Consider the following 20,775-nt stretch of genomic DNA (forward strand, 5'->3'; position numbering starts at 1 on the left):
CGCGGTCATTCAAATTTTTTCACATACTTTGAATGCCTAAATATGTCTATCTAATGTTGTAAAATTCCTATTCGAGTGCTGCAGCTCCACCGACAATTTCGGTAATCTCTTGTGTAATTGCTGCCTGACGAGCACGGTTATACGTAATGCTAAGTGAATCAATAAGGTCTTTCGCATTGTCTGTCGCATTTTTCATCGCAGTCATACGAGCTGAATGTTCACTTGCTTTTCCATCTAAAAGTGCTCCGTAGATGAGACTTTCAGCATACTGAGGTAGCAATACCTCTAAGATATCTTCTTGTGAAGGTTCAAATTCATAAGAAGTTTTTTTATTGTTTGCTGCTAAATCAGTTAATGGTAAAAGTTTTTTCTCAGTTACATCGTGTTGAATCGCACTTACGAAGTGGTTATACCACATGTAAAGCTCATCATACGTGCCATCTGTGAACATATTTACAGTCGCATTTGCAATATCCTTAATCTCAGCAAAAGAAGGCTGATCAGATAAACCAGCGATTTCTAAGCTAACAGAAATACCTCTTTTTACAAAGAAGTCACGGCCGACACGACCGATTGCGATCACTGTGAATTCGTCAGTACTTTTATGACGTTTTTGCATGGCTTGGTATGCACCACGAATCACGTTACTGTTATATGCACCAGCTAATCCACGGTCAGATGTGATGACGATATAAGCTGTCTTTTTGATAGGTCTGTGAAGTAGCATTGGATGACTTGCGTCAGAGCTGCCCACTGCGATATTCGCAACGACCTCTTGAATTTTTTCCATATATGGAACAAACGATTTTGCATTTGCTTCAGCACGGCTAAACTTAGACGCTGAAACCATCTGCATCGCTTTTGTAATTTGACTTGTTTTCTTTGTTGATGTGATTCTAGTTTTTATATCACGTAAGGATGCCAAAGGTTCTCACCACCTTTTCCTCGATTTTTCGTAAACGCTTTGGAACCGAGTCATCTAGCTTATTCAGACAAGCGACGCACGCGATGCACGTCGCTTTATGATTCTATTTATTACTCAGAAACAGCAAAAGTCTTTTTGAAGTCATTGATCGCAGAAGCAAATACTTCGTCTTCCGGAAGTTTGCCAGTTGACTTAATGTGATCAAAGATTTCAGCTTTACGGTTATGCTCTAACCATACGTAGTATTCTTCCTCGAAACGAGAAATGTCTTCTACTGGAATATCATCTATAAATCCACGAGTTAATGCATATAGAATTGCAACTTGCTTTTCTACTGCTAGTGGCTTGTTTAGACCTTGTTTTAATACTTCTACTGTACGCGCACCACGGTTAAGCTTCGCTTGAGTCGCTTTATCAAGATCTGAACCGAACTGAGCAAATGCTTCCAGCTCACGGTAAGAAGCAAGGTCAAGACGTAATGTACCTGATACCTTCTTCATCGCATTGATTTGCGCAGATCCTCCAACACGTGATACGGATAAACCTGCGTTAACGGCAGGACGTACACCTGAGAAGAATAAGTCAGATTGCAAGAAAATTTGTCCGTCAGTAATCGAGATAACGTTTGTTGGAATGTATGCAGATACGTCACCAGCTTGTGTTTCAATGAACGGTAAAGCTGTGATAGATCCGCCACCTTTTGCGTCAGAAAGCTTCGCAGCACGCTCTAATAGACGAGAGTGAAGGTAGAATACATCCCCTGGATACGCTTCACGACCTGGAGGACGACGTAGTAGTAATGAAAGTTCACGGTATGCAGAAGCTTGTTTTGTTAAGTCATCATAAATAACTAAAACGTGCTTGCCATTGTACATGAACTCTTCACCCATAGTTACTCCTGCATATGGAGCTAGGAATAACATTGGAGCTGGTTGAGATGCAGAAGCAGTTACAACAATTGTGTAATCTAATGCACCGTTTTTACGTAATGTTTCAACAACACCACGAACTGTTGATTCTTTTTGACCAATTGCAACGTAAATACAAATCATATTTTCGTTCTTTTGGTTAAGGATTGTGTCGATTGCAACAGCTGTTTTACCTGTTTGACGGTCACCGATGATCAATTCACGCTGACCGCGACCGATTGGAATTAATGCGTCAATCGCTTTGATACCAGTTTGTAATGGTTCATGAACAGATTTACGGTCCATGATACCAGGAGCTGGACTTTCGATTGGACGAGTTTTTGTAGTTTCAATTGGACCTAGACCATCAACTGGTTGTCCTAGAGAGTTAACAACACGGCCGATCAATGCTTCACCGACTGGAACCTCCATGATACGTCCTGTACGACGTACTTCGTCACCTTCACGAATTTCTGTGAAAGGACCAAGGATGATAATACCCACGTTGTTTTCTTCAAGGTTTTGTGCCATACCCATGACACCATTTGAAAATTCAACGAGTTCTCCAGCCATGACATTGTCGAGGCCATGAGCACGTGCGATACCGTCACCGACACTGATAACTGTACCAACTTCGCTCACTTGTATTTCAGACTGATAGTTTTCAATTTGCTTTTTTATCAGCGCACTAATTTCTTCAGCTTTGATGCTCATGAATTTCACCCCTATCTTTTCGCAATAAGTTGACGCTCAATACGGTCTAACTTACCTTTTACACTTCCGTCATATATACGATTTCCGATTCGAAGCTTCACGCCGCCAATCAGACTTGGATCTACAATGTTTTGAATACGTAGTGAAGATTTTCCAACCTTGACTGCAAATACGCTTGAGATTCCTGCTTCCTCTGAGTCTGTTAGAGGACGTACAGAGTAAACTGTAGCATCCGCAACTCCGCGCTTGTCATTTGCAAGTTCAATAAATACATCCGCAACGTCTGCAATGATATCTTCACGATGACGATCAATTAATAGATGCAAAGTGTTTAATGTCCATTGCGAAAAACCTTGGAAGCTTTCAGTCACAATGGCTTTTTTCTTATCAATAGAGAGCTTTGGATTTCTTAATACAGATTGAAAATCATCGCTATTTGTAAACACTTGCTTCACTGTACGAATTTCTTCTTCATACTGATCAAGTGCATTTTGTTCACTTGCTAATTGAAAAAGAGCTACTGCATATCGCTTTGCTACGATTCCTTTGCTCATCGCCCTTCTCCTACCTCTTGAATATATTCGTTAATTAACTTCTCTTGATCCTTAAGGCTAAGTTCCTTTTCGATAACCTTAGAAGCAACTAACACAGAAAGTGATGCAACCTGTTCGCGTAATGCAATAACAGCTTGTTCTTTTTCTGTAATGATCTCTTTCTTTGCAGCTTCCTTTAAACGATTAGCTTCGTCACGAGCAGCTTGGATAATACCTTCCTTCTGCTCATCACCTAATTTACGTGCATTTTCGATTAATTCAGCAGCTTCTGAACGTGATTTTTTAAGTAACTCACGTTGCTCTTCTACTAATTTTTTCGCTTCTTGGTTATTTTGCTCTGCGGAATCAATTTCACTAGCGATATGACTTTCACGTTGTTTCATGATGTTCATGATTGGACCTAACGCAAATTTCTTTAGTAACGCCATTAAAATGATGAATACAACCAGTTGGAAAATGATATCTCCAAGGTTAACAGGCAATTTACCAGCGGCAGCGCCTAAGACAAAAAGATCTAACACCTATATTCCCTCCTTTTTCGCGAGTTCCAAGTCGAATGGAAGTCCTTACTTTCATCTTTAAGTGCAAACATGCACATTAGTTTATAATAAAATTTGATTATACAAAGCAATGGCGAAGGTTCTCTTGGAATGATCTTCGCCATTTTGTTATCTAGCCTTCCTTTTAAAAAGGAACGCTTCGAGAAATCATCTTATGCGTTAGCGCCGAATACCATGAACGCGATAACTACTGCGATGATAGGAATCGCCTCAACTAGTGCAACCCCGATGAACATAGTAGTTTGAAGTTTACCTTGTGCTTCTGGTTGACGAGCAATCCCCTCAACTGTACGAGATACGATAAGACCGTTACCGATACCAGCACCTAGTGCCGCTAAACCAATTGCAATTGCTGCTGCTAATAAACCCATTGAAAAAGTCCTCCTTTAATTGTATAAAAAATTAATAGTAATTTATTTTTGTTTGCCCAAAAAGTCTCATTTCGGACAAGGTTTTATTCTTAATGGTCAGTACTCACTTTGTGCGAAATATAAACCATTGTTAACATTGTAAAGATGTACGCTTGGATAGCACCAACAAAGATACTAAATCCTTGCCATGCAATCATCGGAATAAAGGCTCCGATTGTACCTAGAATTCCTCCGAGAATGCCACCTTCGTAACTGCTCACTGCCATACCAGCGATTAATCCAAGCAGGATTTCACCGGCGTAGATGTTACCAAATAGACGCAGTCCGAGAGTTAATGTGTTTGCAAATTCCTCGATAATCTTCAGTGGGAACATAAATGACATAGGTTTAAAGAAATCTTTACCGTATTCCTTAGCACCCTTCATCTTAATTCCATAGTAATGCGATAAACCAACAACCATAACAGCTAGTGTTAACGTTATCGTTGGATCAGCAGTTGGGGACTTCCACCATAATTCATGATTAAAAATAATCGCAAATGGCAACCCTAGAAAGTTTGATACAAGGATATACATTAATAATGTAATTCCTAGTATTTGGAAGCGTCCACCCGTTTTCCAGTCCATTGAACTATTAATAATTCCTCGAACAAAGTCCATGACCCATTCCATAAAGTTCTGAGCACCGGTTGGCTTCATTGCAAGGGTACGAGTTCCAAGAACCGCGATAATGAATACAATCACACTCGCGATTGTGATCATTATCATATTAGATGCGCTAAACCAAAGACCAAACAGTTGAAACGTAGGAGCTTCGTGACCCAACAGTATTCACCTCTCTTCCCATATTGTGTAGCGCTTGTACGTGACCTGCGCTTAGTCTATTTTTGAAGTTTTTGAAAAAAGAAATCTATCATAATGACAAAATAGGCTGTCATTAATCCAATAATCATACTACCTAGGTGAAACTTTTCAGGATATTCCATTACAACCAAGACCGCTAAACCAGCAACCGCCATGCGTGACATCGTTCCAAGTGAGCGAACTGTTCGCCCCTCTTCAAATGCTTTTGTAAATTGCTTATTTTTTCGGGCTAGTGTAAATAAAATCCACAAACTTCCTAGTGTTCCTAGTATTAATCCTAAGAAGACGGATTTATATGCAGTGAATCCCCAGCCTAGTACATAGATTGCAAGTAAGTAGAATATGTATTTACGATACCTCGTAAACGCTATGGATAGATCCAGCATATCAAGTTAATCTCCTGAGAAAAAATGATTGACTAGACGAAGTGTCGCATAGACTCCTGCTGCTAGTCCTAATAGAAGGCCAAGAATTAAAAAGAGTGGTTCGGTGTCCCATATTCGATCAACCCATCTGCCGAGGAAAATACCTACTAGAATTGACCCAACTAACTGAGATAGAATACCAGACATAAGCCCATAGGCCCGTAAAGGATGCTTGTCATTTTTTGGCATCAGCATACCCCGCTTTTGGCTTTAAAGGGAGGTTGTAGACATGTCAGAAAATACTTAATTTTTCAAGTAATTCTGCCATGTAAACCTTCTCATTTATACCCTTTGTAAGCATACAATAGGCACCTATTAATGTCAATTGTTTGTAAGGAAAAAGTTCACCTTCTCACAAGCGATTTTACAGTGTTCCACATCCGCTTACAAAACGCGTTTTAATCATGAATTTGATAGTCCTATTAGCGTAGTATTAATTCAAAAATTCACTCTTCGTTCACAAAACTTTCATAATTACTCTTGGTGACAAATAGTATAAACTTTTCATTCAGCAGAAGTTCCCGACTTCTGCTGAATGACGTTTAATGGCTGCCTATCATTGTATCTTCAAATGATATTTCTGTTTCCAGTATATCTTCTTGTCCAGCTTTTCTAACAAATATGATCGCTTTGAAGACCCCGCTTAAGTTCCGTTCTTTCCGATTTACTTCTTTCTCTACCAACCCTCTAGCAACATCACGGCTCCAATCTAAAAACGCGACGAACCTTAAGCTGTCCGGATCATAAAGCACAATCCCGTATTCATCTGCTCCGCCTGGCAGGTATAATTCATATCGAAACATATCCTCTTTATCCCCTTTTCCAAATTGAAAACCCATAATTCGGGGATAATCAGGTTCTTCAATTACGTACATATAGGGAATATGGTAGCGGCTCTTCCCTTCCTTTAAAAATAAATTTCCGTGGTGCAGTCCAGCACCAATGATACTCGGCGTAATATCAAGACCAATTGTGATGACCTTTTTTTGTCTTGGTTCGACTGTAAAGGGAATTGGTAAGTCCCATTGGATTCCTTTTTTGTTTTTTGGAATTTCAAAGGAATACATCTTTTCTTTATCTGACTGATTATCTATCGTTATTTTTATCCTTTTTTCCGTACGTTTATCCTGGTGGTAAAGCATTCCGGCCGAAAATGAGCCTGGATAGATTAACGTTTCCGAGTGGATGGCTTCGTGGAGTTGAATTCTGCCCGCTCCCTGTTCATACGGCTTGTACAGAGTTCCATCCTCTTTTTCTAAAAGTCGTGCCGTGTTCATCAGTGCCGCTTTTACCTGGTCAGGTGTCCAATCAGGGTGTGCCTGCTTTAAAAGCGCACTTGCCCCAGCCACATGCGGTGCCGCCATACTCGTTCCCTGCATTTCCTCGTAACCATTTGGAATCGTGCTGTCAATCGCAACACCAGGCGCTACCACATCTGGCTTAATCGCCCATGTGTGCGTAACAGGACCTCGTGAACTAAATGATGCAATAGTATCTTTTATTTGCTGATATGAGGTTTTGACAACATTGTTTTGGGACTTGATTTGTTTTTTTAGCCATTCTCCGTCAGCCTTTGAAAGTGACGCGACTGGAATGGGAAGCTCCTGTTCAAGTGAACCCGCGAAGTTTCCATCCGTGTTGTTATAGATTAGCACTGCAATCGCTTCTGCCTTAAATGCGCGAACGGCTTTTTCTGTAAAAGTTATTTCCCCTCTTTCCATCAAGACAATTTTGTTTTTTACCTTTGGGAAGTTTTCTTCATTCCCAATATCCGCTTGAGCGATTTCATATTTCTTTTGCAGTTTCCATGGTATTGAGCCTTGAAGGGGTTGGAGCTGTATTTTTCGATCAGCAAATCCGATTGTTAAATATGGCAAGGTCATGGGCGGCGTCGATGCGCCAACAGATATTGCCCTAGATGATGTTCCTGGGGAACCTACCGTCCAAACATTTGGCCCTGAATTTCCACTTGATGTAACAGCAACAATTCCTTTTTCTGTTGCTTTATCCAGCGCGAGACTTGTTGGCCAATCCGGCCCATTGATGGTATTGCCAAGCGAAAGATTAATGACATCCACTTTATCCTCAATTGCTTTGTCAATTGCTGCAATTACCTGTTCAGAGGTTCCCATCCCCCCTGGCCCAAGTGCACGGTAGCCTATTATGTCAGCCTCAGGTGCAACCCCTTTAATTTTGCCATTCGCGGCAATTATGCCTGCAACATGGGTTCCGTGCGAGGTGTTTCGCCCTTCAACTCCCCTTGTCTCCATTGGGTCGTCATCCCCATCAACGAGGTCATAGCCACCTGCATAATTTCTTCTAAGGTCTGGATGTGTATAATCAACACCCGTATCGATCACCCCGACCTTCACGCCATTTCCCGTTAACCGATGATCCTTTTTGTCAAAGTGACTGCGAATCTCGTCCCCTCCAATAAAAGGAACACTCTCCTCTACAGAAGCTTGATAGGTCGCAACGGGGGAACTATGCCTAATGCCAGATTCCGATTTTAATTTTTGAATATCACGTCTTTTTCCTGTTACCGAAAAACCAGGAAACACATGCTTGTATATATGGTTAATTTTTATGGAGGAATCGGTTGTTTTTATTTTTTCAATTAAAGTCTTTAATTGATTTTCGTCCGTGATGATGATTTCATGCACCTGTTTGTCCATATCCTCTTGAGGCAATGGGGGCCTGTCCGGATAGCGATGTGCATGGGCAGGAATGGTTGATAATAGGAGGGTCATACACAAACAAATTGCCAGTAACATTCTCACAAAAAAACCACCTCTTTGAGATAGCATTTCTCAAAAGGTGGTCGAATATGAATGTTTTGTCTAGTAACAATTCGGTTTACTTTGTTCCGAATAGTCGGTCCCCAGCGTCTCCAAGACCTGGTACGATGTATCCATGGTCGTTTAGCTTCTCATCAAGAGCCGCAATATAGATATCTACATCCGGATGGGTATTTTTCATCGCTTCAACACCCTCTGGTGCAGCAACAAGACACATAAACTTAATATTTGTAGCGCCACGTTTCTTCATCGCATTGATTGCTTCAACAGCTGAACCACCTGTAGCAAGCATCGGGTCCACCACGATAAATTCACGTTCTTTAATATCAGAAGGCATTTTAAAATAATACTCAACTGGCTGCAATGTTTCAGGATCACGATAGAGCCCAACATGGCCTACCTTAGCAGCAGGGATCAAGTTTAAAATTCCATCCACCATACCTAAACCAGCACGAAGAATTGGCACAATCCCAATCTTTTTCCCAGATAAAACCTTTGAGCTTGCCTTAGCAACAGGTGTTTGTACTTCTACTTCCTCAAGTGACATATCACGAGTAATTTCAAATGCCATTAAGCTTGCGACCTCATCAACTAACTCGCGGAATTCCTTTGTCCCTGTGTTCATATCACGTATGTATGTAAGCTTGTGTTGAATAAGTGGGTGATCAAAAACGTACACTTTCCCCATCGTTCATCTCTCCTTTTTTGAGTATGCTTCTTTTAGATGTTGCATTTTTAGAATTTCCATCAGCTGAAAAAATAACACCACGAACTGTATTTTTCTCACTTCAATAAATTTTACAGAAAAAACAAAGCATGTTCAAGATGAAACTACATTTTAAAATGTTCAGTGAATTCATTTACAATTTTATACAAAATGATATCACAATCATATAAAATATATATTGAAATGAGGTCGATTGCATGAAAGGAGCCACGGCTATCATTGCTGCCCGTCAAAAAATTGTCGAAGGTGCTGTTGGAATGGCACAAATGGCAATCAAGCAACTCAAGCAAAAAAGCAGGCAGAATTCCGAAAAATAAACAGTAATTTGGGTTGTGCGCCCGGATTAAGGTCCTGGCGTTTTTTGGGGTTTGGGATGGTTGATATTTAGGTTTTCTAGGCTTACCAGGGGGCTTTGATTGGATCATTTTAAAAATATCGGACATAAAATCGAATATATCGGACCAATTTTTAAATATATCGGACATTGAATTTTGGATATCGGACTTAAATCTAAATATATCGGACAAAAGCAGCTGGCGACGGTTTAACTAAAAAAGGCAGGAACTCCATAATGGGAGTCCTGCCTTCTAACTTCTTAATACTCTTTATAAAGTACAAACTTGCTAGTTAGTTCTTCTACACGCTGGCTTGCTTCTGCTAACTTCACTTCGTCTTCAGCATTTTTCAATGCAAACGCAATGATGGACGCAATTTCATCCATGTCCTCTAAACCAAAGCCTCTGCTTGTTACAGCTGCTGTACCGATACGGACACCACTTGTTACAAATGGGCTTTCTGGATCGAATGGAATTGTGTTTTTGTTAACTGTGATACCGATATCGTCAAGAACCTTTTCAGCCACTTTACCAGTTAAACCTAATGAACGTACATCAACTAGTAACAAGTGATTATCAGTTCCGCCAGATACTAGACGTAAGCCTTCTTTTTGTAGAGACTCTGCTAATCTAACTGCATTGGCCACGATATTTTTTGTGTATTGCTTGAACTCGTCTGTAAGTGCCTCTCCGAACGCTACTGCTTTTGCAGCGATTACGTGCATCAATGGGCCACCTTGGATTCCAGGGAAGATCGATTTATCGATTTTCTTCGCAAATTCTTCTTTACAAAGAATCATGCCACCACGTGGGCCACGTAATGTTTTATGAGTTGTTGTTGTAACGAAATCCGCATATGGAACTGGGTTTTCGTGAAGACCTGTTGCCACCAAACCTGCGATATGAGCCATATCAACCATTAAGTATGCGCCCACTTCGTCCGCGATTTCTCTGAACTTTTTAAAATCAATTGCACGCGGGTATGCACTCGCACCGGCAACGATAAGCTTTGGCTTATGCTCCAGCGCTTTAGCACGTACATCGTCGTAATTGATTTGATGTGTTTCTGGATCGACTCCGTACTCCACGAAATTATATTGAATTCCACTGAAGTTTACCGGACTGCCATGTGTTAAATGTCCACCATGGGAAAGATTCATCCCAAGTACAGTGTCACCTGTCTCAAGGATTGTAAAGTATACGGCCATATTTGCTTGTGCCCCAGAGTGCGGCTGCACATTTGCGTGCTCTGCGCCGAAGATTTCCTTCGCACGGTCTCTTGCAATGTTCTCCACAACATCCACATGCTCACAGCCACCATAGTAACGACGACCAGGGTACCCTTCTGCATATTTGTTTGTTAATACAGAACCTTGGGCTTCCATGACTGCTTCACTTACAAAGTTTTCAGATGCAATCAGTTCAATTTTAGTACGTTGTCTTTGCAGTTCATCTTGTATTGCATGAAATACTTGTTGATCTTGCTCCGATAAATGTTTCATTTGGAATCCTCCTTTTATTCGATGTATGAAATATTCTGCTAATTTGAAAAATACTTTTTCATTGTAACACTTTTATTCGGTAGTAGGAAGTTTAGTTTTTGATTGGAATTGTGTGGAAAACGCTTTAAAATGAGGTTGAGATCAGTTGCGGCAGTGCTGCTATTGGGTTTTATGTGAACTCAAATAATTTTCATTTTTTTGTAAAACACGAACATTTATCATTTTTTATTTTAATATCGTTCACTTATTTTATTAACTTCACAACGAAAGAACCACAGGAATCGTCCTCTTTTTCCTAGGCTCCCTGTGGCACCATTAGCACTTTTTATTTTCTTTTTTATCCGGATAGACTGCTCGTTCGCCGCCGATGAGCTTGGGTCTGGCTTTGGCCATTGTGACGTGTGCCCCGCCAAGTTCTTTTATTGAACTTCGAATTGGTACCGCAACATGCTTTAGATGCATGCCGATGAAGGTGTCACCAATATCAATTCCAGCTTCTGCTTTAATAAATTCAACCACAACCGGATCGTTAAAATGTCCGTAGGCATAGGTTGCCATTGCGCCGCCTGCTGTTCGGACCGGGACTACTGTTACTTGCTCATAATTTTTATGTATTGCGATTTCCCGTTCAAGAACCAATGCACGGTTTAAATGTTCACAGCACTGAAACGCGAGCTCTACACCCACATTTTTACGAAGCAAAGCCAACTCACTAAAAATCATTTCTGCCACTTCTTCAGATCCAGCTGTTCCGATTCTTTCACCGATGACTTCACTCGTACTGCAACCGACTACGAGCAGTTCTCCTTTTGTCAACGAAGCCTTTTCCGCAAAATCCGAAAGAATCGTCCGAAGCTGTCCTCGCCACATTTCAATGTCCGCTACCATTCCCAAAACCTCCTCATGTAAATTGAATGCGCCTGATTAAAAAAAGTCCTCAGGCGCATCATCTATTACTCTTCAGAACTGTTTTCGTATTCTGTGATTTTATTAATTCTGTTTGCATGGCGACCGCCTGAGAATTCGGTTGTAAGCCATGTTTTTGCGATTTCCAAAGCAAGTCCAGGTCCAATAACCCGCTCGCCCATCGCCAGGATGTTGCTGTTATTATGCTCGCGGGTTGCCTTTGCACTAAAAACATCATGGCAAAGGGCACACCGAATGCCATGAACCTTATTTGCAGCAATACTCATTCCAATTCCAGTTCCGCAAATTAAAATGCCGCGATCATACTCTCCATCCGCCACTTTTTTCGCAACCGGCAGGGCATAATCCGGATAGTCAACAGATGTCGAGCAATCACACCCGAAATCATCATATTCAATCTTAAGTTCGTCCAATAAATTTTTAATTTCCTCACGCAATACTAAGCCGCCATGGTCTGAAGCAATTGCCACTTTCATTGTAAATCCCCCTATAAATCAAATGCGCCTTGGCGTATTTGAGCCCGATTTTTTTCGAGCTTGCTCGAAAAGTTACCTTTGAAAAATCGTGGCATCCGCCGGAGGCTTAACTTTATTCAGATGGAGTTTGAACCCCGACTGAATTGTATACTCTTTTTGCATTCATCCCCACTTGTAGAAGTAGGGGACTTCTGCTGAATAAAGTTATATGCGCCTTGGCAGGATTCCCGGCCAAAAGACAAATATTTACCTTTATTATACCTAAAAAAGAACTCCCGAACCAAAATAGGAGTTCCTTATTTTAAAAATTATAATGTAAATCGTTGAATGGTCTGCTTTAATTGTCCTGCTTGGGTGGCAAGTTCCTGCGCTAAATTATCCACTTCACAAATGACGCTTGTTTGATGCTGGGTTGCAGCACTAACCTCCTGTGCACCTGCAGACGTTTGTTCTGCAATTGCTGCTACTTCTTGTGATTGCAGGGAGGTTGCTTGAATACGATCCATTTGTTTTTCTACCAACACCGCAATTTGCTTCACCGCATCTGCTACTTCATGGACAGATGATGTCATTTCAGCAATAGACTCATTAGTGATCGATCCTTTTTTCGCCTCTTCGTTTGCAACCGCCACTTGTTCTGAAATTTGAACGACAACATTTCGAACCTCTTGCTGGATGTTTTTGATTAACTCAGAAATCCCTTGAACCGCCTTGGAGCTTTCATCCGCAAGCTTTCTCACTTCTTCTGCCACAACCGCAAAGCCTTTTCCATGCTCACCCGCACGTGCCGCTTCAATGGATGCATTCAATGCTAGCAAGTTCGTTTGGCCAGCGATATCGCCAACAAGTGAAATAATATGTTCTACTTCCTTTGCATTTGTCTCCAAGCGATTTACCGCCTCCAGTGAGGTTTGGTTATTATCAACGAGTTTATTAATTCCCGAGATGAGGGAATGCACAAGCTCTTTACTGTCATTCAACGTATCAACCATTTCAACCGATAGGTTTTGTGAGGTTTTAGCATTTTGTTGAACCTCTTCCGCAATTTGAATGACATCCTCAACTGACTCCGCCGTCTCCTGAATCGATATTGCAGAGCTGTCAGCCCCTTTAGAAATCTCAGAAATGGTTCGATTAATATTTTCTGCCTGTTCAGAGGCTAAACCCGAGGCTTTCGTAATCTCAATCACTTTTTCATTCGTATTTCCAAAGTTTTCTTCAATATTTTGAACCATTTCACGCAAATTTTGTAGCATTTTATTAAACGCAAGGCTTAAACTGCGAATCTCGTCATCTGAATTTGAAACAGGAACATCCTCTCGAATATCCCCGTTTGCAGCATGAATAGCCACCTGTTCAAGCTGTTGAAGTGGCTTAGTAATGAAGGATGCCGCAAAGTAAGCAAGAATCCCAGACCAGATAATCCCTAATGCTAATGTGCCTATCACAAAAATTTGCTGACTCACCATTTCTTCAACGAATGGATACACAAAATAAATGAATAAAGCCGAAGTTGAATACGTGACAACAGCTAAAATGGTTGTAAAGAGTACTAATTTTAACCTAAGACCAAATTTGTAGCGCCTTTTTTCCACCCGATTTCCCCCCTGAATCTACCTTTTTAGTTTAGAAAGTACTTGATCAATTAATGGTTCGAGTTCCGCGTATGTTTCTCTATATATTTCAACCGGTCCTCCAAAGGGGTCAGAAACATCCCCATTTCCATCCACATATTCCTTTAATGTAAACACCTTGTCGTGTGCTTCTGGAAAACTGTGAAGGATTGCCTGTTTATGATGACTAGTCATTGTAAAAATATAAGTGGCCCACTCAATATGGTCTTGTGTTAATATTGAAGAAGAATGCTGACACTCCATTCCATTTTCCTGTAACACTTGAGCCGTATTAGCTGATGCAGGACTTCCGTTTCCCGCAAAAATTCCTGCTGATTTGACTTCTATGTTTTCGCCGGACTTATTTCGTAAGATAACCTCTGCCATCGGACTTCTGCATGTATTTCCTGTACAAACAAATAAAACGTGTATCATTTTATCACCTCTTCATAATTGCCCTTATGCTACTTTCGACCTGCATCTTTAGACAAAATTCGATATACTCCCATTATAATCGAGATTCGCAGGAAAGACATAGCCTATATAAAAAAAGAGTACGGAATTCTCCACCGCACTCACAGTTTTGTACTATTTTTTTATAAAGGAAAAAGCAGTTTCACTCCAAAGACGAGGAGAATACTTCCTCCCAACACCTCGCTATATGTACCAAGCCAGTTTTGGACCTTTCGACCTACTAGCAGTCCAATCCAAGTGAGAGCCATGCTGACGGCTCCGAACATAAGAATGACCATGACTGTTTTCGCTCCGTAAATCCCGAGCGAAAGTCCAACTGAAAAACTATCTAAGCTCACACTTAAAGCAAAAATAAATAAGCCGAATCCAACCGGTGTAATCATGCGCTGCTTATCATCGTCCTTGAAGGAGGAAATAATCATTTGGATGCCTAAAAATAAGAGCAACCCGCCGCCTGCATAGGTAGCAATAGCTCCAAATGTATCTGATAAAAAATGGCCAATCATCATTCCAGCCAAAGGCATCCACATATGAAACAGACCAATGGTGATTCCAATTGAAAAAATTTGCTTGAGTCTCAATTGGATTAATCCCATTCCGAGTCCAACAGAAAATGCGTCCATTCCTAAAGCAAACGCCATGATAAATAAGGTTATAAGTTCTCCGAGAAATGCTGTAATATCCATCTTCTACCTCCTTGGACGTGCCTATTTCAACATATGCATGTACCGCTCCAAATAGAAGATGAATGTTCAAAAAGTCCGGTGAAAATGACACATCGAATTTCTTCGTTGGCTCGTTTTTCCGGTACTCACGTATTAACTGCATACGCTCCATTCCTCAAAACTTCACCGCCTCGAACTTCTCGGTCCTTTTCATCCTCCTTTTTGAACACATATTAAAAGATGGAATTCCATTATTCTGTTATTATTTTATGTCCTGCTGCTTTCGTTAATCGATTCATGATCGCTTGTCCAATTCCTTCATTTGGGAAGCTTTCACTATAAATTATATCGACACCACTTTCATCAAATAAGCGTAACACATCATAGAGCCTGCTTGCCACTGACTCTAAATCCTCACGCGATCCACAGGCAATAATTTTATCAGCTTCATAATGATTTTCACGCTCTGCCGTTGTGAGGACGCCAACCTTCAAGCCATCGTTTTGTTTTTCTGTTACGAGAGACTGAATAAATTCAACACGGCCATTCACGATTGTTAGTGGCGCAGTGGGTGCGTAATGTTTATATTTCATTCCAGGTGATTTAGGTGCTTCGCCTTCTGTTAGAATGGCCTTGTCGACCTCAATCACACCGCACACTTCCTCAAGCTGTTCCTTTGTCACTCCACCTGGTCGCAAAATGACTGGCACCTCACCAGTGCAGTCCAGAACTGTTGATTCAAGTCCAACGCCAGTTGCTCCTCCATCAAGAATCCCCGCAATTTTTCCAGTCAGATCATCAGCCACATGATTGGCGAGTGTCGGACTTGGTTTTCCAGAAGTATTCGCACTCGGTGCTGCAAGCGGAAGACCAGATGCTGCAATTAACGCCAATGCAACCGGATGACTTGGCATACGAACTGCTACGGTTTCTAATCCTGCTGTCACTATTTTTGACACCGCGTTTTCTTTTCTCTTTAATACAAGCGTTAACGGACCCGGCCAAAATTTTTCAATCAAGCGCTCTGCCTGCTTGGGAATATCCTGTACAATCTTATGCAACTGCCCAATTGTGGAAATGTGGACAATCAGTGGATTATCACTCGGGCGCCCCTTTGCCTCATAAATTTTCGCAACGGCCTCATCAGATAAAGCATTTGCCCCAAGCCCATACACTGTTTCCGTTGGGAATGCGACCACTTCATTTTTCCGCAAGAGACGTGCCGCCTCTTCTATTTGTGGATAAGATTCTAAATTTTGTTGATGTTTATCCACAACCCATCGTTTTGTTTCCATATTATGCAGCTCCTATATAAATTCCTTTATTTATGTTGTTCTTTTATTATCGCAATATAAAAAAATATAGGTTGCAGAGGGTTATAAAACCAGTGTTATCCACAATTTGTGGACAATTAAGCCGAAAATGTGGATAGTTTTGTGGATATAACCAGTTTTACCATATTCCACATCAAGAGGAAATAATTCATCCACAGCCCATATTTTTCATTACGTTCCACAGGTTATCACATTTATCCGCATTTTAACAACATTCATTATCCACATTATCCACAAAATGAAAGGAAAAAACCTCTATTTGGGCAAATTCCATCCACAAATAGAGGTTTGAAAACATTATTTATCTTTCAATTTGCGAAACCATGAGCATTGGATCCGTTTTGCCGAGAAGCTGTGTGATATGATTTGAGTCTTTAATATGATCTGGAAGCTCTCTACTTTCTACCTGCCCAAAACCAAGCATAGCGAAAAATTGAATCGAGGCCTGCTTATTCGTCGCTAAATAGAGACGCTGCAATTCCTTATGCTTTGCAAGTGAAATGGCACTTTTAAATAGTGTTAATAAATTCGTTTGGTCCACATCAGGAGAAATAACGAGTGATCGTAGCAGGCCATCTTGTTCAATTTTCTCAATCCCTAATGTTGCGAGGATTTTCTGTTCGTCATCCTCCAATAAAATAAAGTGGTCAATAATCGATTCGATTCCAACCGCACTGACTTCAGCTTGTCCTAAAAAGGAAGTGACCTTTTCAATATCCTGCTCATTTGCCGTTCTAATTTGTTTCATTTTCCCACCCCATCTATTTCGTTAACTAGTAACTACTCTATGAGGCATCCTGAAAAATAGAACCAAATGCTAGACTTTTAGCTAAATAATGATGTAAAAAATTCAACTAAGAAAAATTTGACCTCGACTTCATCCTCATTTTCTTCTTTTTCTTCTTTTTCTTCTTTTTCTTCTACTTTTTCTTCATTAACTTCCTTGTCCTTCTTATCGTTCTTGTCCTCCTTGACTACCTTGTCTTCCTTCTCGACCTCTTGCTCGATCGCGACATCTTTTCCCTTTTCATTAGATGCTTCAATTGCGTCACCTGTTGAGAAATCTAAGAAACATAATGGCGGGAACAACACACACCACCAGTTTGCACCTTCCGCTTCTCCTAATGAAATCAAAATAGCTTCATACTCACCCGCTGGATATAGGAATTGCCCGTAAAGCTTTGTTGGAAATTGAACATTTCGTCCGTAATCGACTGTATATGAATGATTACTATTTTCCTCTTCTAACACTCTAGCAACAATTTTCTCGATTTCTGGCAGTCTCTCTTGAATGAGTTCTCTTGCTGCTTCAATTGAAGTTAATTCTGCCACCCACACTGTAATTTCCGCGTTTACTGCATCACGTACCTTGCGTTTTAGCGCCTGATCCTCATCAGAATCACTGTTCGCTAAAATGCGAAGTCGAATTGCCTCATCCGGAATTACCTGTTGACCCGCTGCACTTGTTTCTTTTATCAATAAATGGCTATTCGCCCCAATTAACATTAAAAATATAAATGATACAATCGCAATTTGTTTACTCACTTTCTAACACCATCCCTTCACAAACCATTCTCGCCAAAAAAATAAATTCCTAAACTACCAAATTTGAAAAATCTATTAAACTATTTTTTTATAGGCACTTTACATATTTTTGAATTTTAATGTAAAGTCGACTTTACAAAATGTATGGTCCGCTTTACAATATAAGTAAGAACAATTGGAGGATATTGTAAATGGAGATTAAAAATCGCGTGAAGGAGCTCCGCGCAAGGCATAGCCTTACACAGGGCGCACTTGCTGAAAAGGTCAATGTAACAAGGCAAACCATTGTAGCATTGGAAAAAGGAAGCTATGTCCCTTCACTATTACTCGCAATGAATATCGCACGGACATTTAACTTGCCAATTGAAGAAATTTTTTATTTGGAGGATGAGGAAGGATGAGTATTTTTCGAAATGTCATGTATTCAATTATCTCAATCGGGCTGTTGGGCTGGGCCATATCGTCAATGTATTATGCACAAATGGATTTTGCCAAGATCGTAAAAACAAATCAGGAACCACCTTGGAGCGTCGAAATTAACATATTGCCTGTTTTCCTTGCAATTGTAGTGGGAATCTTTTTTACAGCATTTATGTATCCACAGCTAAAAAAGAATCGCAAATCATGGAAAAATGTATTTCTGTTGCCTCTCGAATTTGAAGAAGGTGACGAGCGTGAAAAGGAACTCACCGGAAAAGCATGTCGAGCTTCTTATATTAGTATGTGGTACGCATTCCCAATTATCACAGCCCTGTTTTTACTCTATCCATTCATCTCAGATTCCGTACCGTACTATCCGATTATCTTATTTCTGCTTTGTCCGTTGATTCAGATTGTCACCTATTTTATTTCGTGGAAGCGGAACTACTGAAACTAGCTATTTGAAAAGTGCTATCGCGCAATTAATGGTCCGTATCGCGCAATTATCAAAATTAAAACGCAAATGCTGAATGAGATCACGCAATTCCGGTGATTTAAGACGCAATTCGCCCGTGCTATCGCGCAATCCATAAAAAAAGGCTTGGGATCGCTGCCCCAAGCCTTCTCTAAAACCCTATTTCCGCAAACACCATTCGGTCTTTTCCATTAATGTCGTTGACGACTTCCACTTTTGCGCCAGGAAAGGCCAAACGCAGCATTTCCGCAACGGCTTCTCCTTGCCCAATCCCGACCTCAAAGGCCACAATTCCTTTTTCATTTAACACATCAGGAATCTCGTTCATAAATCTGCGATAAAAATCCAATCCATCCTTGCCGCCAACTAAAGCCCGGAGAGGTTCATGATCTTTCACAACTGTGGATAAACTGTTAATATCCCCCTCCGGAATATAGGGTGGATTCGAAACAACCACATCAACCTTTATTCCTGATTCTATTAACGGTCCCAATAAATCCCCTTCAAAGAACCTTACTTTCGCGCCTAACTGATTCGCATTTTCACGGGCTACATCAATCGAAGCTTTGGCAATATCCACAGTCATTACATCCAGCTGCTGATTTTCAAGAGCAAGTGTAATCGAAATCGCCCCACTTCCTGTCCCGACATCCACAACATTAATAACATTGTCCTTACCAAATAAACGCTCAACCCTTGTTAACAACCCTTGAACCAACTCTTCCGTCTCAGGTCTCGGGATTAAGACTTCTTCATTTACCCAAAACCTGCGTCCGTAAAATTCCTCATAGCCAATGATGTGTTGTACTGGAATTCCGCTTACAGCTTGACCAACGGCTTCGACAAACTTTTCTTTCACTGCAGGATCAAGCTCTTCACGCAGCTCCGCAAACAACCTCGCCCGGTTCATTCCTAAATAATGACACAAAAGCAGTTCCCCAATATTTTCGTCCCGACCCTTTTCCCGTAAAAAAGAAGAAGCCCATTTGAGGGCTTCGAATACTTTATGAAATTCAGTCATTATTCGGCTTGCTCCATTTTTCTTGCTTGGTCTTCCATGATTAAAGCATCGATGACTTCATCAAGTTTTCCAGTTAGGATTTGATCAAGCTTTTGAATCGTTAAGCCAATACGGTGGTCGGTCACACGGTTTTGCGGGAAATTGTACGTACGGATACGTTCAGAACGGTCCCCTGTACCTACTGCTTGTTTACGGTTTTGGTCGTATTCCGCTTGCGCTTCCTGTTGAAATTTATCATACACGCGCGCACGCAACACTTTCATTGCTTTTTCCTTGTTTTTGATTTGAGATTTCTCATCCTGGATGGATACCACAGTTCCAGTTGGCAAATGCGTTAGACGAACAGCGGACATTGTGGTGTTAACACTTTGTCCCCCAGGTCCACTGGATGCAAATGTATCCACACGAATATCTTTATCATGGATTTCGACTTCGACCTCTTCAGCTTCAGGTAATACCGCAACAGTCGCAGTTGATGTGTGGATACGTCCGCCCGATTCTGTTTCAGGAACACGCTGCACACGATGGGCTCCATTTTCAAATTTCAATTTGGAAAATGCACCTTTTCCGTTAATCATAAAGATAATTTCTTTAAACCCACCAACACCAGTTGAGTTCGTATCCATAACCTCGATCTTCCAGCCTTGATGTTCGGCAAAACGGCTGTACATGCGATAAAGGTCACCAGCAAATAAAGCGGCCTCATCCCCGCCAGCAGCACCGCGGATCTCCATGATTACGTTTTTGTCATCATTCGGGTCCTTCGGCAATAAAAGCACGTGAAGACGCTCCTCAAGCTCCTCCATTTGGTCCTCAAGCTCGCTGATTTCTTCTTTCACCATTTCACGCATCTCTGCATCGAGCTTATCTTCAAGCATTGCTTTCGCATCGGTTAATTGTTCCTTAACTTCTTTGTACTCTCTATACTTTTCAACTGTTTCTGCTATATCAGATTGTTCTTTTGAATATTCACGTAATTTTGTTGTGTCACTTACGATATCAGGGTCACTTAGTAGTTCATTTAATTTTTCATAACGAGCCTCAACAGCCTCTAAACGATCGAACACGCTCTTCACCTCAAATTTAGTCCATAACAGTATAATTATAGTATAGGGTACCCATATAGGTCAAAGCAAATTACAC

The 20,775-nt window shown here is 40.9% G+C and carries 23 protein-coding genes and 1 pseudogene; 3 read left to right on the forward strand and 21 right to left on the reverse strand.

From position 1 onward, the window contains the following. Positions 1-67: 67 nt before the first annotated feature. The 10 genes from LKW28_RS04730 to upp all read right to left on the reverse strand — a co-directional run bounded on the left by LKW28_RS04730 (position 68) and on the right by upp (position 8,806). Positions 68-925, reverse strand: a complete 858-nt coding sequence (locus LKW28_RS04730) for a F0F1 ATP synthase subunit gamma (RefSeq protein WP_229139201.1) — start codon at positions 923-925, stop codon at positions 68-70. Between the two features lie 110 nt (positions 926-1,035). After that, on the reverse strand, positions 1,036-2,547 hold the full coding sequence (gene atpA / locus LKW28_RS04735; protein WP_229139202.1) for a F0F1 ATP synthase subunit alpha: 1,512 nt from the start codon (positions 2,545-2,547) through the stop codon (positions 1,036-1,038). A gap of 11 nt (positions 2,548-2,558) precedes the next feature. Further along, a complete protein-coding gene (locus LKW28_RS04740) occupies positions 2,559-3,101 on the reverse strand; it encodes a F0F1 ATP synthase subunit delta (protein ID WP_229139203.1) in 543 nt (180 codons plus the stop codon). After that, the gene (gene atpF / locus LKW28_RS04745; RefSeq protein ID WP_229139204.1) at positions 3,098-3,622 is read right to left on the reverse strand and encodes a F0F1 ATP synthase subunit B; all 525 of its coding nucleotides are present in this window, start codon (positions 3,620-3,622) and stop codon (positions 3,098-3,100) included. The genes LKW28_RS04740 and atpF overlap by 4 nt, the downstream gene beginning before the upstream one ends. Positions 3,623-3,813: 191 nt before the next feature. Continuing rightward, entirely contained in the window at positions 3,814-4,032 is a 219-nt protein-coding gene (atpE, locus tag LKW28_RS04750; RefSeq protein WP_116352009.1) for a F0F1 ATP synthase subunit C, read from the reverse strand. Between the two features lie 89 nt (positions 4,033-4,121). Continuing rightward, the gene (atpB, locus tag LKW28_RS04755) at positions 4,122-4,856 is read right to left on the reverse strand and encodes a F0F1 ATP synthase subunit A (RefSeq protein ID WP_229139205.1); all 735 of its coding nucleotides are present in this window, start codon (positions 4,854-4,856) and stop codon (positions 4,122-4,124) included. Positions 4,857-4,912: 56 nt separating this feature from the next. Then, positions 4,913-5,281: an ATP synthase subunit I gene (locus LKW28_RS04760; protein ID WP_229139206.1), complete on the reverse strand. Its 369-nt coding sequence runs from the start codon at positions 5,279-5,281 to the stop codon at positions 4,913-4,915. 6 nt (positions 5,282-5,287) lie between these two features. Next, positions 5,288-5,509 (reverse strand): AtpZ/AtpI family protein, encoded by a 222-nt coding sequence (locus LKW28_RS04765; RefSeq protein WP_229139207.1) that lies wholly within the window; start codon positions 5,507-5,509, stop codon positions 5,288-5,290. Positions 5,510-5,862: 353 nt separating this feature from the next. Beyond that, positions 5,863-8,094, reverse strand: coding sequence for a S8 family serine peptidase (locus tag LKW28_RS04770; RefSeq protein WP_324255011.1), 2,232 nt, complete (start codon positions 8,092-8,094; stop codon positions 5,863-5,865). 82 nt (positions 8,095-8,176) lie between these two features. After that, positions 8,177-8,806 (reverse strand): uracil phosphoribosyltransferase, encoded by a 630-nt coding sequence (upp, locus tag LKW28_RS04775; RefSeq protein WP_229139208.1) that lies wholly within the window; start codon positions 8,804-8,806, stop codon positions 8,177-8,179. A gap of 245 nt (positions 8,807-9,051) precedes the next feature. Between upp and LKW28_RS04780 the strand changes: the two are divergent. Then, positions 9,052-9,138 (forward strand): annotated as a pseudogene (locus LKW28_RS04780) (SPFH domain-containing protein); the annotation flags it as partial. 302 nt (positions 9,139-9,440) lie between these two features. On the opposite strand, the gene glyA reads toward LKW28_RS04780, so the two are convergent. From glyA to spoIIR, 9 genes are all read right to left on the reverse strand, one after another. Beyond that, a complete protein-coding gene (gene glyA / locus LKW28_RS04785) occupies positions 9,441-10,682 on the reverse strand; it encodes a serine hydroxymethyltransferase (protein ID WP_229139209.1) in 1,242 nt (413 codons plus the stop codon). Between the two features lie 315 nt (positions 10,683-10,997). After that, the gene (locus LKW28_RS04790; RefSeq protein ID WP_229139210.1) at positions 10,998-11,570 is read right to left on the reverse strand and encodes a TIGR01440 family protein; all 573 of its coding nucleotides are present in this window, start codon (positions 11,568-11,570) and stop codon (positions 10,998-11,000) included. 65 nt (positions 11,571-11,635) lie between these two features. After that, positions 11,636-12,085 (reverse strand): ribose 5-phosphate isomerase B, encoded by a 450-nt coding sequence (gene rpiB, locus LKW28_RS04795; RefSeq protein ID WP_229139211.1) that lies wholly within the window; start codon positions 12,083-12,085, stop codon positions 11,636-11,638. A 308-nt stretch (positions 12,086-12,393) separates the two neighbouring features. Continuing rightward, positions 12,394-13,680 carry a methyl-accepting chemotaxis protein gene (locus LKW28_RS04800; RefSeq protein ID WP_229139212.1) on the reverse strand — a complete coding sequence of 429 codons (1,287 nt, stop codon included), beginning with the start codon at positions 13,678-13,680 and terminating at the stop codon, positions 12,394-12,396. Between the two features lie 18 nt (positions 13,681-13,698). Continuing rightward, complete coding sequence (locus LKW28_RS04805; RefSeq protein ID WP_229139213.1) at positions 13,699-14,133, reverse strand: low molecular weight protein arginine phosphatase; 435 nt, start codon at positions 14,131-14,133, stop codon at positions 13,699-13,701. Between the two features lie 161 nt (positions 14,134-14,294). After that, a complete protein-coding gene (locus tag LKW28_RS04810) occupies positions 14,295-14,858 on the reverse strand; it encodes a manganese efflux pump MntP family protein (protein WP_229139214.1) in 564 nt (187 codons plus the stop codon). A gap of 230 nt (positions 14,859-15,088) precedes the next feature. After that, positions 15,089-16,132, reverse strand: a complete 1,044-nt coding sequence (locus LKW28_RS04815; RefSeq protein ID WP_229139215.1) for an L-threonylcarbamoyladenylate synthase — start codon at positions 16,130-16,132, stop codon at positions 15,089-15,091. Positions 16,133-16,472: 340 nt separating this feature from the next. Next, a complete protein-coding gene (locus LKW28_RS04820; RefSeq protein ID WP_229139216.1) occupies positions 16,473-16,919 on the reverse strand; it encodes a GNAT family N-acetyltransferase in 447 nt (148 codons plus the stop codon). A 77-nt stretch (positions 16,920-16,996) separates the two neighbouring features. Beyond that, positions 16,997-17,716: a stage II sporulation protein R gene (gene spoIIR, locus LKW28_RS04825; RefSeq protein WP_229139217.1), complete on the reverse strand. Its 720-nt coding sequence runs from the start codon at positions 17,714-17,716 to the stop codon at positions 16,997-16,999. A 191-nt stretch (positions 17,717-17,907) separates the two neighbouring features. Between spoIIR and LKW28_RS04830 the strand changes: the two genes are divergently transcribed. Both LKW28_RS04830 and LKW28_RS04835 read left to right on the forward strand, forming a co-directional pair. Next, the gene (locus tag LKW28_RS04830) at positions 17,908-18,117 is read left to right on the forward strand and encodes a helix-turn-helix transcriptional regulator (RefSeq protein WP_229139218.1); all 210 of its coding nucleotides are present in this window, start codon (positions 17,908-17,910) and stop codon (positions 18,115-18,117) included. Next, positions 18,114-18,587, forward strand: a complete 474-nt coding sequence (locus LKW28_RS04835; RefSeq protein WP_229139219.1) for a hypothetical protein — start codon at positions 18,114-18,116, stop codon at positions 18,585-18,587. Before LKW28_RS04830 ends, LKW28_RS04835 begins: the two co-directional genes overlap by 4 nt. Before the next feature lie 175 nt (positions 18,588-18,762). Here the strand turns inward: LKW28_RS04835 and prmC are convergent, their stop codons facing one another. Next, positions 18,763-19,632, reverse strand: coding sequence for a peptide chain release factor N(5)-glutamine methyltransferase (gene prmC, locus LKW28_RS04840; protein WP_229139220.1), 870 nt, complete (start codon positions 19,630-19,632; stop codon positions 18,763-18,765). Then, positions 19,632-20,699 (reverse strand): peptide chain release factor 1, encoded by a 1,068-nt coding sequence (gene prfA / locus LKW28_RS04845; RefSeq protein ID WP_229139221.1) that lies wholly within the window; start codon positions 20,697-20,699, stop codon positions 19,632-19,634. Before prfA ends, prmC begins: the two co-directional genes overlap by 1 nt. Between the last annotated feature and the right edge of the window lie 76 nt (positions 20,700-20,775).

This window comes from Bacillus sp. REN16 (genome assembly GCF_020731355.1).
In the GTDB taxonomy this organism is placed as follows: domain Bacteria; phylum Bacillota; class Bacilli; order Bacillales; family Bacillaceae_L; genus Ferdinandcohnia.

What these genes read in the sequence shown, in the direction of transcription:
- atpA (WP_229139202.1), bottom strand. Translation starts at nt 2,547, where the DNA reads ATGAGCATCAAAGCTGAAGAAATTAGTGCGCTGATAAAAAAGCAAATT.
- LKW28_RS04740 (WP_229139203.1), bottom strand. Translation starts at nt 3,101, where the DNA reads ATGAGCAAAGGAATCGTAGCAAAGCGATATGCAGTAGCTCTTTTTCAA.
- atpE (WP_116352009.1), bottom strand. Translation starts at nt 4,032, where the DNA reads ATGGGTTTATTAGCAGCAGCAATTGCAATTGGTTTAGCGGCACTAGGT.
- LKW28_RS04760 (WP_229139206.1), bottom strand. Translation starts at nt 5,281, where the DNA reads ATGCTGGATCTATCCATAGCGTTTACGAGGTATCGTAAATACATATTC.
- LKW28_RS04765 (WP_229139207.1), bottom strand. Translation starts at nt 5,509, where the DNA reads ATGCCAAAAAATGACAAGCATCCTTTACGGGCCTATGGGCTTATGTCT.
- LKW28_RS04770 (WP_324255011.1), bottom strand. Translation starts at nt 8,094, where the DNA reads ATGTTACTGGCAATTTGTTTGTGTATGACCCTCCTATTATCAACCATT.
- upp (WP_229139208.1), bottom strand. Translation starts at nt 8,806, where the DNA reads ATGGGGAAAGTGTACGTTTTTGATCACCCACTTATTCAACACAAGCTT.
- glyA (WP_229139209.1), bottom strand. Translation starts at nt 10,682, where the DNA reads ATGAAACATTTATCGGAGCAAGATCAACAAGTATTTCATGCAATACAA.
- LKW28_RS04790 (WP_229139210.1), bottom strand. Translation starts at nt 11,570, where the DNA reads ATGGTAGCGGACATTGAAATGTGGCGAGGACAGCTTCGGACGATTCTT.
- rpiB (WP_229139211.1), bottom strand. Translation starts at nt 12,085, where the DNA reads ATGAAAGTGGCAATTGCTTCAGACCATGGCGGCTTAGTATTGCGTGAG.
- LKW28_RS04805 (WP_229139213.1), bottom strand. Translation starts at nt 14,133, where the DNA reads ATGATACACGTTTTATTTGTTTGTACAGGAAATACATGCAGAAGTCCG.
- LKW28_RS04810 (WP_229139214.1), bottom strand. Translation starts at nt 14,858, where the DNA reads ATGGATATTACAGCATTTCTCGGAGAACTTATAACCTTATTTATCATG.
- LKW28_RS04815 (WP_229139215.1), bottom strand. Translation starts at nt 16,132, where the DNA reads ATGGAAACAAAACGATGGGTTGTGGATAAACATCAACAAAATTTAGAA.
- LKW28_RS04820 (WP_229139216.1), bottom strand. Translation starts at nt 16,919, where the DNA reads ATGAAACAAATTAGAACGGCAAATGAGCAGGATATTGAAAAGGTCACT.
- LKW28_RS04830 (WP_229139218.1), top strand. Translation starts at nt 17,908, where the DNA reads ATGGAGATTAAAAATCGCGTGAAGGAGCTCCGCGCAAGGCATAGCCTT.
- LKW28_RS04835 (WP_229139219.1), top strand. Translation starts at nt 18,114, where the DNA reads ATGAGTATTTTTCGAAATGTCATGTATTCAATTATCTCAATCGGGCTG.
- prmC (WP_229139220.1), bottom strand. Translation starts at nt 19,632, where the DNA reads ATGACTGAATTTCATAAAGTATTCGAAGCCCTCAAATGGGCTTCTTCT.